Annotated in this window: 17 protein-coding genes; 8 read left to right on the top strand and 9 right to left on the bottom strand. The window is 57.8% G+C overall.

Annotated elements, in window-relative coordinates:
• The first annotated feature begins 3 nt into the window (after positions 1–3).
• The 4 genes from KGB21_RS12220 (at position 4) to KGB21_RS12205 (ending at position 2610) form a co-directional block, all read left to right on the top strand.
• A complete protein-coding gene (locus KGB21_RS12220) occupies positions 4–630 on the top strand; it encodes a cytochrome o ubiquinol oxidase subunit III (protein ID WP_034147024.1) in 627 nt (208 codons plus the stop codon).
• On the top strand, positions 631–972 hold the full coding sequence (cyoD, locus tag KGB21_RS12215; RefSeq protein ID WP_034147023.1) for a cytochrome o ubiquinol oxidase subunit IV: 342 nt from the start codon (positions 631–633) through the stop codon (positions 970–972).
• A gap of 10 nt (positions 973–982) precedes the next feature.
• The gene (cyoE, locus tag KGB21_RS12210) at positions 983–1870 is read left to right on the top strand and encodes a heme o synthase (protein WP_020796846.1); all 888 of its coding nucleotides are present in this window, start codon (positions 983–985) and stop codon (positions 1868–1870) included.
• Between the two features lie 245 nt (positions 1871–2115).
• Positions 2116–2610 carry a RidA family protein gene (locus KGB21_RS12205; RefSeq protein WP_034147109.1) on the top strand — a complete coding sequence of 165 codons (495 nt, stop codon included), beginning with the start codon at positions 2116–2118 and terminating at the stop codon, positions 2608–2610.
• Positions 2611–2636: 26 nt separating this feature from the next.
• Here the strand turns inward: KGB21_RS12205 and KGB21_RS12200 are convergent, their stop codons facing one another.
• Complete coding sequence (locus tag KGB21_RS12200; protein ID WP_155292716.1) at positions 2637–2909, bottom strand: hypothetical protein; 273 nt, start codon at positions 2907–2909, stop codon at positions 2637–2639.
• Here KGB21_RS12200 and KGB21_RS12195 point away from each other — a divergent pair.
• Positions 2908–3459 carry a hypothetical protein gene (locus tag KGB21_RS12195; RefSeq protein WP_034147020.1) on the top strand — a complete coding sequence of 184 codons (552 nt, stop codon included), beginning with the start codon at positions 2908–2910 and terminating at the stop codon, positions 3457–3459. The genes KGB21_RS12200 and KGB21_RS12195 overlap by 2 nt on opposite strands.
• 144 nt (positions 3460–3603) lie before the next feature.
• Here the strand turns inward: KGB21_RS12195 and KGB21_RS12190 are convergent, their stop codons facing one another.
• From KGB21_RS12190 to KGB21_RS12180, 3 genes are all read right to left on the bottom strand, one after another.
• A complete protein-coding gene (locus tag KGB21_RS12190; RefSeq protein ID WP_034147019.1) occupies positions 3604–4308 on the bottom strand; it encodes a hypothetical protein in 705 nt (234 codons plus the stop codon).
• 129 nt (positions 4309–4437) lie between these two features.
• Positions 4438–5952 carry a sensor histidine kinase gene (locus KGB21_RS12185; protein ID WP_034147018.1) on the bottom strand — a complete coding sequence of 505 codons (1515 nt, stop codon included), beginning with the start codon at positions 5950–5952 and terminating at the stop codon, positions 4438–4440.
• A complete protein-coding gene (locus KGB21_RS12180) occupies positions 5949–6668 on the bottom strand; it encodes a response regulator transcription factor (protein ID WP_034147017.1) in 720 nt (239 codons plus the stop codon). The genes KGB21_RS12185 and KGB21_RS12180 overlap by 4 nt, the downstream gene beginning before the upstream one ends.
• A gap of 151 nt (positions 6669–6819) precedes the next feature.
• Between KGB21_RS12180 and msrB the strand changes: the two genes are divergently transcribed.
• Together msrB and msrA are read left to right on the top strand one after the other, a co-directional pair.
• Complete coding sequence (msrB, locus tag KGB21_RS12175; protein ID WP_034147016.1) at positions 6820–7332, top strand: peptide-methionine (R)-S-oxide reductase MsrB; 513 nt, start codon at positions 6820–6822, stop codon at positions 7330–7332.
• Positions 7333–7380: 48 nt separating this feature from the next.
• A complete protein-coding gene (gene msrA / locus KGB21_RS12170) occupies positions 7381–8085 on the top strand; it encodes a peptide-methionine (S)-S-oxide reductase MsrA (protein WP_223505244.1) in 705 nt (234 codons plus the stop codon).
• Positions 8086–8111: 26 nt separating this feature from the next.
• Here the strand turns inward: msrA and KGB21_RS12165 are convergent, their stop codons facing one another.
• Positions 8112–9125: a sensor domain-containing diguanylate cyclase gene (locus tag KGB21_RS12165; RefSeq protein ID WP_034147014.1), complete on the bottom strand. Its 1014-nt coding sequence runs from the start codon at positions 9123–9125 to the stop codon at positions 8112–8114.
• A 75-nt stretch (positions 9126–9200) separates the two neighbouring features.
• Positions 9201–10106 carry a LysR family transcriptional regulator gene (locus tag KGB21_RS12160; protein WP_034147013.1) on the bottom strand — a complete coding sequence of 302 codons (906 nt, stop codon included), beginning with the start codon at positions 10104–10106 and terminating at the stop codon, positions 9201–9203.
• A gap of 102 nt (positions 10107–10208) precedes the next feature.
• On the opposite strand from KGB21_RS12160, the gene KGB21_RS12155 reads away from it, so the two are divergent.
• Positions 10209–11381 (top strand): aspartate aminotransferase family protein, encoded by a 1173-nt coding sequence (locus KGB21_RS12155; RefSeq protein ID WP_223505243.1) that lies wholly within the window; start codon positions 10209–10211, stop codon positions 11379–11381.
• Here KGB21_RS12155 and KGB21_RS12150 read toward each other — a convergent pair.
• From KGB21_RS12150 to KGB21_RS12140, 3 genes are all read right to left on the bottom strand, one after another.
• A complete protein-coding gene (locus tag KGB21_RS12150; protein ID WP_223505242.1) occupies positions 11375–11629 on the bottom strand; it encodes a Txe/YoeB family addiction module toxin in 255 nt (84 codons plus the stop codon). The two genes, KGB21_RS12155 and KGB21_RS12150, sit on opposite strands and share 7 nt — an antisense overlap.
• A complete protein-coding gene (gene yefM, locus KGB21_RS12145) occupies positions 11626–11880 on the bottom strand; it encodes a YoeB-YefM toxin-antitoxin system antitoxin YefM (RefSeq protein ID WP_080757859.1) in 255 nt (84 codons plus the stop codon). Before yefM ends, KGB21_RS12150 begins: the two co-directional genes overlap by 4 nt.
• 173 nt (positions 11881–12053) lie before the next feature.
• On the bottom strand, positions 12054–12548 hold the full coding sequence (locus KGB21_RS12140; protein ID WP_223505241.1) for an adenylate kinase: 495 nt from the start codon (positions 12546–12548) through the stop codon (positions 12054–12056).
• Between the last annotated feature and the right edge of the window lie 69 nt (positions 12549–12617).

Below are 12617 nucleotides of genomic sequence, written 5' to 3'. Positions count from 1 at the left end.
ACCATGTCGAACTTAGTGACCAATGCTGGACACACCCATGTCGATGGACATGGGCATGATGACCACCACCACGACTCGGGCGAGATGACCGTATTCGGTTTCTGGCTCTACCTGATGACCGACTGCATTCTGTTTGCGTCGATCTTCGCGGTGTACGCGGTACTGGTTAACAACGTAGCGGGTGGCCCGTCGGGCCACGACATCTTCGAACTGCCATACGTACTGGGCGAAACCGCTCTGCTGCTGTTCAGTTCGATCACCTACGGCTTCGCCATGCTGGCGTTCTTCCGTGGCAACAAGAAGCAAGTCCTGGGCTGGTTGGGCATGACCTTCCTGTTCGGCCTGGGCTTCATCGGCATGGAGATCAACGAGTTCCACCTGCTGATCTCCGAGGGCTACGGCCCTAGCCGTTCCGGCTTCCTGTCCGGGTTCTTCACCCTGGTCGGCACCCACGGTCTGCACGTGACCAGCGGTCTGATCTGGATGGCGATCATGATGTACCAGGTGCAGAAAAACGGCCTGACGGCGACCAACAAGACCCGTCTGAGCTGCCTGAGCCTGTTCTGGCACTTCCTGGACGTGGTGTGGATCTGCGTATTCACGGTTGTTTATCTGATGGGGACTATGTAAATGGCTAACGCAGCTCATTCCCACAATGGCCACGACGACGCCGGTCACGGCAGCGTCAAGTCCTACGTCATTGGCTTCGTGCTGTCGGTGATCCTGACCCTGATTCCATTCGGTCTGGTGATGTACCCGACGCTGCCGAAGTCGATCACCCTGTTGATCGTTCTGGCCTTCGCGATCATCCAGGTGCTGGTGCACCTGGTGTACTTCCTGCACCTGGACCGTTCGGCCGCGCAGCGTAACAACGTGATTGCATTTGTCTTCGCCGCGATCGTGATCGTCCTGCTGGTTGGCCTGTCGCTGTGGATCATGTTCAGCATCCACACGTTCATGATGGCGAAGTGAGGTAGACCCGATGTCGCTCAAGCACTTTATCCAAATCACCAAACCGGGGATCATTTTCGGTAACGTGCTTTCTGTGGCAGGCGGGTTCTTCCTGGCCTCGAAAGGGCATGTCGATCTGGCCGTGTTTCTGGCAGCCATGATCGGCACTTCCCTGGTCGTCGCCTCCGGTTGCGTGTTCAACAACTGCATCGACCGCGACATCGACATCAAGATGGAACGTACCAAGAACCGGGTGCTGGTCCAGGGCCTCATCTCCCTGAAACTGGCCCTGATCTATGCGACCGTCCTGGGTGTTCTCGGCGTTGCGTTGTTGTACAAGGTGGCCAACCCGTTGGCCGCTTTGTTCGCCGTGATCGGCTTCGTGATCTACGTCGGCTTCTACAGCCTGTACCTCAAGCGCAAGTCGGTTCACGGCACGCTGGTGGGCAGCCTGTCGGGCGCGATGCCGCCGGTGATCGGTTACGTCGCCGTCAGCAACACTTTCGACATGGCTGCGCTGACCCTGCTGGTGATGTTCAGCCTGTGGCAGATGCCGCATTCCTACGCCATCGCGATCTTCCGCTTCAACGATTACCTGGCCGCATCGATTCCGGTGCTGCCAGTGAAGCGAGGAATCCAGGTGGCCAAGAAGCACATCCTGATCTACATCCTGGCCTTCCTCGTGGCGACCTTGATGCTGACCTTCAGCGGCTACGCCGGCATGAGCTACCTCGCCGTCGCCGCGGCCATGGGCATGTACTGGTTGTACATGGCCTGGACCGGCTACAAGGCAGTGGATGACACGGTCTGGGCACGCAAGCTGTTCGTGTTCTCGATCTTCACCATTACCGCGTTGAGCGTGATGATGTCCCTGGACTTCAAAGTGCCAACCGAGTTGCTGCTGACGTACGCGCCTTAAGCTTCAGATGCAAAAACGAAAAGCCCCGCCTTCGAGAGAAGAGCGGGGCTTTTTGTTGGCGGTTTTTAGTGGCTAGTACAACGCCGAACCCTGTAGGAACTGCCGCAGGCTGTGATCTTTTGATCTTGTTTTTTTAAGATCAAAAGATCGCAGCGTGCGGCAGTTCCTACAGGGGAATACCTTATCTTGTGAATCTGAACTAATCTGTCAAGCCATTGGATCCAATGATCGATCAAGGGGCGCAGATGACTGGACACAAGACTTGCGATGAACGCTTCATCGCGCTGGCCAAAGAGCTTGGCTACGACATCTACGGCGAGAATACCGCTGGCGGGCATTACGCTCCGCTGATTCGGCATCACGATGAGCTCTACATCAGCGGCCTGGTACCGCGGATGAATGGCGAGATTCAGTACCCGGGCCGGGTAGGGCAGGAGTTGTCGCTGGCAGATGCGCAAAAAGCCGCCAGCATCAGTGCACTGCGCGGATTGGCGTTGATCGTCGATGCCGTGGGTTCGCTGGACAAAATCAAGTCGCTACTGCGGGTCACGGTTTACGTCAGATCCACCGGGGATTTTGTCGACCTGAGTGAAGTGGCCAACGGCGCGTCGGATGTCTTCAGTCATGTGTTGGGAGATGCCGGTAAACACACGCGCACCACGGTCGGCGTCTATCAATTGCCGAAAAATGCGGCCATCGAAGTCGACATGATCGCGGCATTGCGGCCGACAGCGCTGTAACGCTCCTGCCGATTAAAATTCAGGCATCAAAAAGCCCCGCGCTGAACCTCAGGGCGGGGCTTTTCCATGTCGATGACGAATACTTCTACGCGGGTGTTGCCTCTAAATGCCAGATTGACCCCGCTGTTGATGGAAATCCATTGCAGGGCGTCGATCAGCTTATAGCAGACACGGTTGGTCGAGAGTCTCGTTATTTCCAAATGAATTAATGAACTGTCAACTATGACAGTGATTAAGCTAGGCGCGCCGGGTGTATACATACTCCGCCAACTAGGTAGCTTTGCTTTGGAGTGAGTCATGTTAACTAACCCGCCAACAATACTAATCGTTGAAGAGGCTGATATTGCCGACCCTATGGCGAACGAGCTGCGCAGTCGCGGTTTCTCCGTTCGCACAAATGGTGTCCGTGAGGGGGATGTGCCGGAGGATATGGGCATTGCACCCGATGAGGTCATGGGCAGTTCCGTATTACCGACAGATTTGATGTTTTATCCATGGCCCTCCAGTGAGGACGAGAGAAGTGCACGAATCAGGAAGTACAGAAAGTATCTGCCGGACCTCGCCATTGTTTTTCTATACCCGGTCTTTTCTCAAGGGCTCCGATTAATACCGCAGAAGTACGACGATATTCGTACTACCAGTATCGAACCTGGGCCTTGGTGTTCGCCTATGCTCGAGGCCGATCGCATATATCGCAACGATTCTAATGTCCCTAAGGTTCGAGTAGCCGCCTGGCCATACTTTTTCTTGAAAGTGAATGTTGTCGATACGCGGATAGGTTCAACCATTGTCTTTCCCCGCAACACTTATGGAGACGTAATTCTGCGCGATCTAGTGCCTTTTGGATAATGATTCAAATGTGGATGTACTCGAGTCTTATTAATACATCGGCGAAGAAAACCTGCGCTGATTGCTCATTAGACAAGCCAAAGAAAAAAGTCCCGCCTTCCAGTGAAGAGCGGGGCTTTTTATTGGCCAGGTTTGGCTCAATGCTTACTGCGCGGCGATGCTGTAACCGTCAAACGCGGTCTGCTGTTGCAGTGCGGTGATGATGTTCTTGCGATTGACCGCCTGTTCCGCACCGGCATTGTCGAGGAACGTTTCGCCTTCCAGCTCGGCTTCATCGCCTTCACCGACGAAAGTGAACCCGAGGAACTCCAGCGCTTCACGGTCAACGTTCAGGCGCGAGCGCGGGGTTCGCATTGGCAAGGTGACGCTGACGCCGTCCTTGCTGATGGTGAACACCTCGACGTCCTTCTTGGCCCGTGCTGCTTTGCTCTTGCCGCTGCTTGGGTTGCTGATGGCCTGGTGAGTCTGGTTCAACACCTTCAGCGCCAGCCCGTAGACGATTTCCTGAAAGGCTGGATCGTCCTTGAAGCTGGAAAGAATGCGGTTGATCGAAAACTTGCTGCTCAGGTCTTCCAGGGCGGCAATGTCGGCAGCCTCGGCGTCCTTCAACTGCTTGAGTTCGCCCATCAGCTCGTAGGCTTTGTCGTCGTCGAAGCTGTCGTGGGCCTGGCGAATGGCGGCGCGCAGTTCGCGGATCTGGTCGCTTTCGCGGGTGGACTGGAAGGCGTCCAGAACCATCTCGCTGATGGTTTTCGCCTGTGGCACGTGTTGTGAAAGATTGATGGAGTTTTCGTATTCCGCTTTGGACGACAAGGTGACTACGGATTCAGCGGTGTTGGAATCGGACATTGAAATTTCACTACTTCTTTAACTTGAATTGAGGCGAGAAAGCACGGGGGCCTTTTCAGGTCGCCTAATCTATTGGACCGGGGCGGCGTTGTCACGGCCCAACAGACAAAGCCGTGCAGGAGCTCAGGTTTACCCCGGTGTATTCAGGTTCATCGAGCGCTCTGCCAACGCGGATGCGGTTGCTTCATCCACCGGCAGTGAAAAGCGAAAAGTCGCCCCGCGCCCTGGAACATCGATCAATTGAATCTCGCGCCCATGCAATTGCAGGATGCGATGCACAATCCGCAGTCCCAGCCCGCCATCACGTCGTGCGCCACCAATGTTGAATGGCCGCAGGAACAAACCTTCGCGCAGCTCCGGGGCTATACCGGGACCGGTGTCGCTGACGGTCACTTCAATAAACGATCCTTGCGGGCGCAAGCCGAGTTCAATTTCCCCACCGGGTGGGGTATGGCGCAGGGCGTTGTCGAACAGGTTGGTCAGCACCCGTTCGATCAATCCCAGGTCGGCACAAGCGGCAGAAACGTTGGGCGCGAACGTGGCCTTCAGCTCGACCTGACGTGCCTCGGCGGTCAGTTCGAATTTCTGGAAGATGTCCTGCGTCAGATCGGTCAGGGAAAAACGCTCCAGCACCGGTTGCACGAAACCGTGCTCCAACCGCACCAGCTCCAGCAGCGACTGCGCCAGACCGCCGACCTTGCGGCTCTGGTCCAGTGCGATGCCGAGGTAGCGGCGGCGGTCGGCGGGGGACAGCGTGGCGTCCTTGAGCGAGAGGGTTTCCAGGTAACCGTGCAGCGAAGCCAGCGGTGTACGCAGGTCGTGGGAAATGTTCGCCACCAGCTCGCGGCGCTCCTGATCCTGGCGGGTCAACGAGCGCCATTGTTCACCGAGGCGCGCCTGCATCTGCCGGAAGGTGGCATCGAGGATGGCAATTTCATCGTGGCTGGCGGCTTTATCCATCGGAGCCGTTGACGGTACCGAGACGGGGACGCCGTCAATGTCGAACCGGCTGACGGTTTCGGTCAGGCGTCGCAATGGCCGGGTGATCAGGGCAAACGCCGTGAGACCGGCGATCAGGCACAGCAGCGCCACCAGTGCGATGGACATCAGGGCGGTATTGAGCGCTGCACTGGTGGCGCCGCGTTCAGCAATGCGGTCGTGGTCTTCGCCGAGCAACACCACATAGAGATAGCCTGCCGGTTTGCCGTCGACCTTGAGCGGCGCGGCGCTGAAGACCTTGAGCCCATCATTGCTGCGCGGATCGTCGCCGGGAATCGGCAGCGCATCGCCCTTGAGCAGGCGCTGGATCGGCGCCAGGTCGACCCGCTCCCGACGTATCCGCCCCTCGGGTGCGGCGCTGCCGACAATCTTGCCCTCGGTGTCCAGCAGATAGACCTCGACACTGGGATTGACCAGCATCAGCTTGCTGAACAGGTCGCGCACGGCATCGGGCATCAGGCCTTTGCTGTCCATCAGCACCGTGTCACGGGCGATGTGTTGCGCCAGATCCCGGGACAACCCTTGCACCACTTCCTGTTCATGCATCTGGTTGGAGCGCACTTGCATCCAGGCCGACGTGCCGCAGCACACCAGCAGCAACACGGCGAACACCAGCGACAGGCGTTGAGTGAGGGTCAGCCTCATGGTGGCGGCTCCTGACTGGAGGCGAATTTGTAGCCGCGCCCCCACACCGTGAGAATGCGTGCCGGCTGCGCCGGATCAGTCTCGATCTTCGCGCGCAGGCGGTTGATGTGTGTGTTGACCGTGTGTTCGTAGCCCTCGTGGCTGTAACCCCACACGGCGTTGAGCAGGTCCATGCGCGAAAACACCTTGCCCGGCTGACGAGCGAAGAAGTGCAGCAGGTCGAACTCCCTCGGCGTTAGATCAAGGCGACGCCCCTCCAGAGACACTTCGCGGGTAATCGGATCGATGGCCAGGCCGTCGATGTTCAAGCCGCCGGCGTCCATTTTCAGGTTGCGGGCCATGGCGTCGACCCGGCGCAGCAGTGCTTTGACGCGGGCTACCAGTTCGAGCATGGAAAATGGCTTGGCCAGGTAATCGTCGGCGCCCAGTTCCAGCCCCAGGATCCGGTGCACTTCGCTGGAGCGCGCACTGGTAATGATGATCGGTGTGTAGCGGGCCATGGCCCTGGCGCGGCGGCAGATTTCCAGGCCGTCGACACCCGGCAGCATCAGGTCGAGAATGAGTGCATCCCAGCTTCCTTGCTGCAGCAGACGCATACCTTCAGTGCCGTCGGCGCAGTGCACTACCTCGAACTGCTCATCACGCAGATGCAGGCAGATAAGGTCGGCGATATGCAGGTCGTCCTCAACCACGAGGACACGTTTGGTCTGTTCCATCCAGCTCAATCCTTCGGCGCAATGAGCGCATTGTGCGGGTTTTTCGGGGCCTGAGTTATCACGAATTATTTAACTTTCCGTGAGGATTTGGCGATCAACCCAAGCCTAGGCTGTGTTCCAAGACTGGCACCTGGAATTTTCGGAGACGAGCATGGTTTCACGACGGCAATTTCTGTTGGCGAGCGGCGGGCTGGGGGTTGCAGCCCTGGCGATCGGTGTATTGCCAAAATTTTCCATGGGCTCTGCGCTGATCAGCGATGCCCGCGCGGCGCAGGTATTCGAAGTGACCCACAGCGACAGCGAATGGCACTCGATCCTGAGCGCCGAGCAATATGAAATCCTCCGTGAGGAGGGCACCGAACGGGCCTATAGCAGCGCGCTGAACAATGAGCACCGTGACGGCACGTTCGCCTGTGCCGGTTGCGATTTACCGTTGTTTTCCTCAGGCACCAAGTTCGACAGCCGTACGGGCTGGCCCAGTTTCTGGGCACCGCTGGAAAAGGCTGTTGCCACCCGGCAGGACCGCTCTTTCGGCGTGCTGCGCGAAGAGGTTCATTGCCGGCGCTGTGGCGGTCATCTGGGGCATGTCTTCGATGACGGACCCAAACCCACTGGTCTGCGCTACTGCATGAACGGTCTGGCGATGACGTTCAAACCGGCGTGATCCCGAAACCCGGTTGATCGCGATTGAAATGACTTAGGAGTCCGTCTCATGAAAGCTTTGTTCACCTGGCGCCGCACGTTGTTAGGGTTGGCAGCCGCCAGCGTCATGGGCCAATGCCTGGCCTTCTCTTTCGGCGCTGAGGATGCAGTCGTCATCCCACCGCCAAGCATTGACGAAATCACCCAGGCCCACAGCGAAACCGTGGTCTTCGCCGGTGGTTGTTTCTGGGGTGTTCAAGGTGTGTTCCAGCACGTCAAAGGTGTGAAGAAAGCCGTTTCCGGCTACGCGGGCGGTGCCGCCAACACCGCGCAGTATGAGCGAGTCAGCAATGGCGATACCGGGCATGCTGAAGCCGTCGAAGTCACCTTCGATCCAGCCCAGGTCAGCTACGGCAGCCTGCTGCAAATCTACTTTTCAGTGGCGCATAACCCGACCGAACTCAATCGTCAGGGACCTGACCATGGGACGCAGTATCGTTCGGCGATATTTGTGCAGAGTCCGGAGCAGCAACGCGTCGCGCAGGCTTACATTGCCCAGCTGGACAGTGCCCGTTCGTTCGACAAACCCATTGTGACCAAACTGGAAACCTACAACGGTTTCTATCCGGCGGAAGAAGAGCATCAGGACTTTCTGACTGAGCATCCGACCTATCCCTACATCGTGATCAACGATCTACCGAAGGTCGCCCAGCTCAAGCAGTTGTATCCGCAGCGGTATCAGGAAAATCCGGTGTTGGTGAAGGCGGGGATGTAAGTGGAAGGGATGAGCGGTTATGGACCTCATCCCGTAATGACATTCTTGCCGGAAATCTTCGACCGATAGAGGGCTTGGTCAGCCCGGGCCATGAGGCCTGTCTGCTGCTCATCTTCAAAGCGCTGGACCACGCCGAAACTCATGGTGACCTGGAAGTCTCCCACTGGCGGCAAGCTGCCAAGTCCATGGCGGATTTTCTCGGCGACAAGCCTGGCATCGGCCAGCGAGGTATCGGGCAGGATCACGATGAACTCGTCACCGCCCCAACGGGCGAGTAGATCGCCTTCGCGCACGCAGCGCTTGACGCTTTCGACCACCTGCACCAATGCAGCATCACCGAGTGCATGGCCGTAGTGATCGTTGATGGTCTTGAAGTCGTCAATGTCCATAGCGATCAGCGCGAGTGGCTGTCGAAAGCGTTGAGCGCGCTCACATGCCTGGGGCAGGACTTTTTCCAGGCGATAGCGATTGGCGACCGATGTCAGTACATCGGTTTCCGCCAGTTTGCGGTTCTCTTCAAGTTGAACCTGCAGTTGCTGATTGACCCGGGACAATTCACGGGTGCGCTCTTCAACGATGGCTTCAAGGGACTGATTGCGTCGTTCGAGTTCTTCCAGCAGACGCTTCTTGTCTTCGATGCTGCGGTGCGCGCCAACCATCCGTGCCACCGAGCCATCGGTATTGCGCGCCAGCACGTAGCCGCGATCTTCGATCCAGGTGTAATTGCCGTCCTGCATGCGGCAGCGATATTCGGCCTGATAGGCAGGCGCACGATGCGTCAGGTAGGCATCGAACTGCGCCATGACGTGCGGGTAATCGTCGGGATGGATCACGCTTTCCCAGGTGAACACATTGTTGTCCAGGGAGTGCGGGGTGTAACCGAGCATTTCGTACCAGCGAGGGTTTCGATAAACGAAACCGGTATTGGCATTCCAGTCCCAAATACCGTCGCTGACCAATTCCAGGATGGTGTGCAGCATGTCGTCGTTCATGTCCGACACGTTGAACTTCAACGGTTCGATGTTCGATGCCTCACCCATCGCTGCTCTCCCTGGCGTCCTGATATCAAAATGACCTGCCTGTCGTGGAGATTAGTGCATGGCGCCTCGGCCCCGCTAGTGCTTGCCCCACATCTGCACGGCGAAGTCGACGAAACGACGCAGTTTCGGCAAACGGTAACGATCCTGGGCGTACACCAGGTGCATCGGCCGGCTCGGAAGTCGATAGCTCTGCATCAGCGCCACCAGTTTTCCATCCTTCAGATCCTGCTCCACCAGCGCATCCGGCACCATCACAATGCCCATGCCGGTGCGCGCGGCCTGATGCAGCCCCGCCGAGCTGTTGATCAGCATCGGACCGCTAACCGCCACCACGACTTCGCCTTCCGGGCCGCTCAGGCGCCATTGTTTTTCCACGGACTGCCAGTCATCGCCGGCAGGGTAGGCAAACGCCAGGCAATCATGGTGTTGCAGGTCCTCTGGCTTTTGTGGGGTGCCCCGGCGCGCCAGATACTCCCTGGAGGCGCACATGGTCAGGGTGTAGTCGATCAGCGGGCGGGCGATCAGGTTCGAAGGCTCGAGTGCACCGAGGCGGAACGCCACGTCAAAGCCATGATCCATCAGGTCCGGACGGCGATTGGTCAGCACCACGTCGAGTTTGACCCGCGGATTGTGCAGGCTGAACTCACTCAATGCGGGCGCCAGGCGTTCGGTGCCGAAGGTCAGCGGGGCAGTGATTCGCAGGGTGCCGCTAGGCTCGTCGAGCGCCTGCTCCGCGAGACGTTCGGAGTCCGCCACCAGCCCTAGCACTTCGAGGCAGCGCTGGTAATACGCGGTGCCAAATTCCGTCAAGCGTTGACGCCGAGTCGTACGGTTGAGCAGGCGCACACCCAAGCGCTGCTCCAACGCTTTGAGGTGATTGCCGACCATGGTCGTGGACATTTCGCACTGCTGCGCGGCGGCGGTCATGCTGCCGGCTTCCACGACTCTTACGTAAACGGTCATTGCCTGGAATAAATCCATTATCAAGCTCAGCTTTTAAATGATTGAAGTTTTACCGCGTTTATCCAGCTCAGGTGGCTAACCATACTGCAAAAACACCGACAATTGCTGGAGCCTGATGTCATGACCGCCGCCTGCCTGATGAGCACTTACCAACCCCTGGCCTTGAGTTTCGACAAAGGCCTGGGCACTCGACTGTGGGATCAGGCCGGTCGTGAATACCTCGACGCGGTGGCCGGTGTGGCGGTGACCAACGTTGGCCATTCCCATCCGAAAATCGTCGCGGCCATCAGCGAGCAAGCCGGCTTGCTGCTTCATACCTCAAACCTCTACAGCATCGACTGGCAGCAACGACTGGCACACAAACTCACCGCGCTGGCAGGCATGGACCGGGCGTTTTTCAACAATTCCGGGGCCGAGGCCAACGAAACGGCGCTGAAAATCGCTCGGCTTTATGGCTGGCACAAAGGCATCGAACAGCCGCTGGTGGTGGTCATGGAGAACGCTTTCCACGGTCGGACTCTTGGCACCCTGTCCGCCAGCGACGGACCGGCGGTCAGATTGGGTTTCAACAAATTGCCGGGAGATTTCGTCAAAGTCCCGTTCGGCGATCTCAGGGCGCTGGACCAGGTGCAGCAGACCCACGGCGCGCGCATCGTGGCGATTCTGATGGAGCCGATCCAGGGCGAAAGTGGCGTGCAACTGGCGCCGCCCGGTTATCTCAAAGCCGTGCGTGAACTGTGCAACCGGCGCTCGTGGCTGATGATGCTCGATGAAATCCAGACCGGCATCGGCCGGACCGGCCAGTGGTTTGCCTTCCAGCACGAAGGCATCGTCCCCGACGTCATGACCCTGGCCAAAGGCCTGGGCAACGGCATCCCGATCGGCGCTTGCCTGGCCCGTGGCAAAGCTGCCGAACTTTTTACCCCCGGCAGCCACGGCAGCACGTTCGGCGGTAACCCGTTGGCCTGCCGGGTCGGTTGCACCGTGTTGGAGATCATCGAAGAACAAGCGCTGCTGGACAACGCACGGCTACAGGGCAAACACCTGCTCGACAGATTGCGCATGGAATTGGCGGATAACCCGAACGTAAAAGCGATTCGCGGCCAGGGCCTGATGATCGGCATCGAACTCAAGCAACCGATCCGAGACCTGAGCCTGATCGCCGCACGGGATCATGCCTTGTTGATCAACGTAACCCGGGGCCAGACCATTCGCCTGCTGCCACCGTTGACGATTGATGAGCGGGAGGTGGAAATGATTGTGAGAGGGGTGAGCCGGGCGGTGTCTCAGTAGTGATATCGACACATCAGGACACGTACTTCGCCGTTCTCGACTGTGTAAATCAAGCGATGTTCAGCAGTAATCCGGCGTGACCAGAAACCGCTCAGGTTGTACTTGAGCGGTTCAGGTTTTCCCAAACCGTTAAACGGTTCACGCTGGATTGCTTTGATTAAAAGGTTAATACGCTTGAGTCCTGCCTTGTCGTTCTGCTGGAACCAAAGATAATCGTCCCAACCCTCGGGTGTGAACTCGATGTTCATTCTTCAATGAGCTGTCTGGTCGTGGTTTTCCCTGCCCGTAAATTGCCGATTGATTTGATCAACCGTTCAGCATTGGCTGGGGAGCGGAGTAAGTAAGCGGTCTCTTCAAGAGAGTTGTATTCCGCCAGCGACATCATCACCACCGGTTCGCCTTTCTGGCGAGTGACCAGTAATGGTGCTCGGTCTTCATTGACGCGATCCATGGTTTCCGCCAGATGTGCGCGTGCGTTGGTGTAGTTGATAGTGTCCATCGTTTTGTCCTCGCTCAATGCAGAGAACGTACAGAAATGAGTACATGGTAGCAAGGCGATACCTACGAGTGGTTGTGACGCGGACGACTTATCCACGTTTATCTCAAGTATTTCCGAAGCTTCCTCAGGACGTTTCCGAGAACGCTGTAATCCCGATCTGATTCAAACTTCTTCTATGCATCTGCACTGACGAAAGCCGTAACTTCAGCCCCATCCATCAACTGAATCTTCGAACCACCAAACCCTTCGAACAACCGCTGATGCGCAGCAAATCCACTGCAGTCCTCACGCAGCCGATAGCTACCGGCCCACTCCAGCAACGCAATCAACAGCGCATCCTCCTCATCCCGTTTCGCCTCGCGCTGGCGAATATTGGCGATGCAGGTTTCATCGTCCACGGTCAGCCAGACCAGCGCAGTCGCTCGATGCAACAGCTCGCTGACGATCCAGCCGTAAACACCTTCGATCACCCATCGCTCTTTACTGGCCGCGATCCGTGCCATGGCCAATGCTTCGGCGCGGGGGCGGGCGATGCTGTGTTCGTCGGATAGCCAGTGAATCAGGTCGAGATCGGTCCATGGCGCCCGCATTTGCTCGGCCAGGCGTTGCGCCAGCCAGCTCTTGCCGGAACCGGAGTTGCCTATGATCAGGGTTCGGGTGAGGTCCATGAGCGACACTGATTTGTTGTAGGAGCAAGCCTGCTCGCGAAGGCGGTGGGGCAGGTATCACAACAGTGA

The organism is Pseudomonas sp. GL-RE-29, assembly GCF_019947275.1.
GTDB classification, from domain to species: Bacteria; Pseudomonadota; Gammaproteobacteria; order Pseudomonadales; family Pseudomonadaceae; genus Aquipseudomonas; species Aquipseudomonas fluorescens_A.
The sequence above is the reverse complement of the archived record's forward strand: the minus strand, read 5'-3'. Positions and strand labels throughout refer to the sequence as shown.

Coding starts and splice junctions, on each gene's coding strand:
- KGB21_RS12205 (WP_034147109.1), top strand. CDS start 2,116: ATGACTGGACACAAGACTTGCGATGAACGCTTCATCGCGCTGGCCAAA.
- KGB21_RS12190 (WP_034147019.1), bottom strand. CDS start 4,308: ATGTCCGATTCCAACACCGCTGAATCCGTAGTCACCTTGTCGTCCAAA.
- KGB21_RS12160 (WP_034147013.1), bottom strand. CDS start 10,106: ATGGATTTATTCCAGGCAATGACCGTTTACGTAAGAGTCGTGGAAGCC.
- KGB21_RS12220 (WP_034147024.1), top strand. CDS start 4: ATGTCGAACTTAGTGACCAATGCTGGACACACCCATGTCGATGGACAT.
- cyoE (WP_020796846.1), top strand. CDS start 983: ATGTCGCTCAAGCACTTTATCCAAATCACCAAACCGGGGATCATTTTC.
- cyoD (WP_034147023.1), top strand. CDS start 631: ATGGCTAACGCAGCTCATTCCCACAATGGCCACGACGACGCCGGTCAC.
- msrB (WP_034147016.1), top strand. CDS start 6,820: ATGGTTTCACGACGGCAATTTCTGTTGGCGAGCGGCGGGCTGGGGGTT.
- msrA (WP_223505244.1), top strand. CDS start 7,381: ATGAAAGCTTTGTTCACCTGGCGCCGCACGTTGTTAGGGTTGGCAGCC.
- KGB21_RS12200 (WP_155292716.1), bottom strand. CDS start 2,909: ATGACTCACTCCAAAGCAAAGCTACCTAGTTGGCGGAGTATGTATACA.
- KGB21_RS12155 (WP_223505243.1), top strand. CDS start 10,209: ATGACCGCCGCCTGCCTGATGAGCACTTACCAACCCCTGGCCTTGAGT.
- KGB21_RS12185 (WP_034147018.1), bottom strand. CDS start 5,952: ATGAGGCTGACCCTCACTCAACGCCTGTCGCTGGTGTTCGCCGTGTTG.
- KGB21_RS12150 (WP_223505242.1), bottom strand. CDS start 11,629: ATGAACATCGAGTTCACACCCGAGGGTTGGGACGATTATCTTTGGTTC.
- yefM (WP_080757859.1), bottom strand. CDS start 11,880: ATGGACACTATCAACTACACCAACGCACGCGCACATCTGGCGGAAACC.
- KGB21_RS12180 (WP_034147017.1), bottom strand. CDS start 6,668: ATGGAACAGACCAAACGTGTCCTCGTGGTTGAGGACGACCTGCATATC.
- KGB21_RS12195 (WP_034147020.1), top strand. CDS start 2,908: ATGTTAACTAACCCGCCAACAATACTAATCGTTGAAGAGGCTGATATT.
- KGB21_RS12165 (WP_034147014.1), bottom strand. CDS start 9,125: ATGGGTGAGGCATCGAACATCGAACCGTTGAAGTTCAACGTGTCGGAC.
- KGB21_RS12140 (WP_223505241.1), bottom strand. CDS start 12,548: ATGGACCTCACCCGAACCCTGATCATAGGCAACTCCGGTTCCGGCAAG.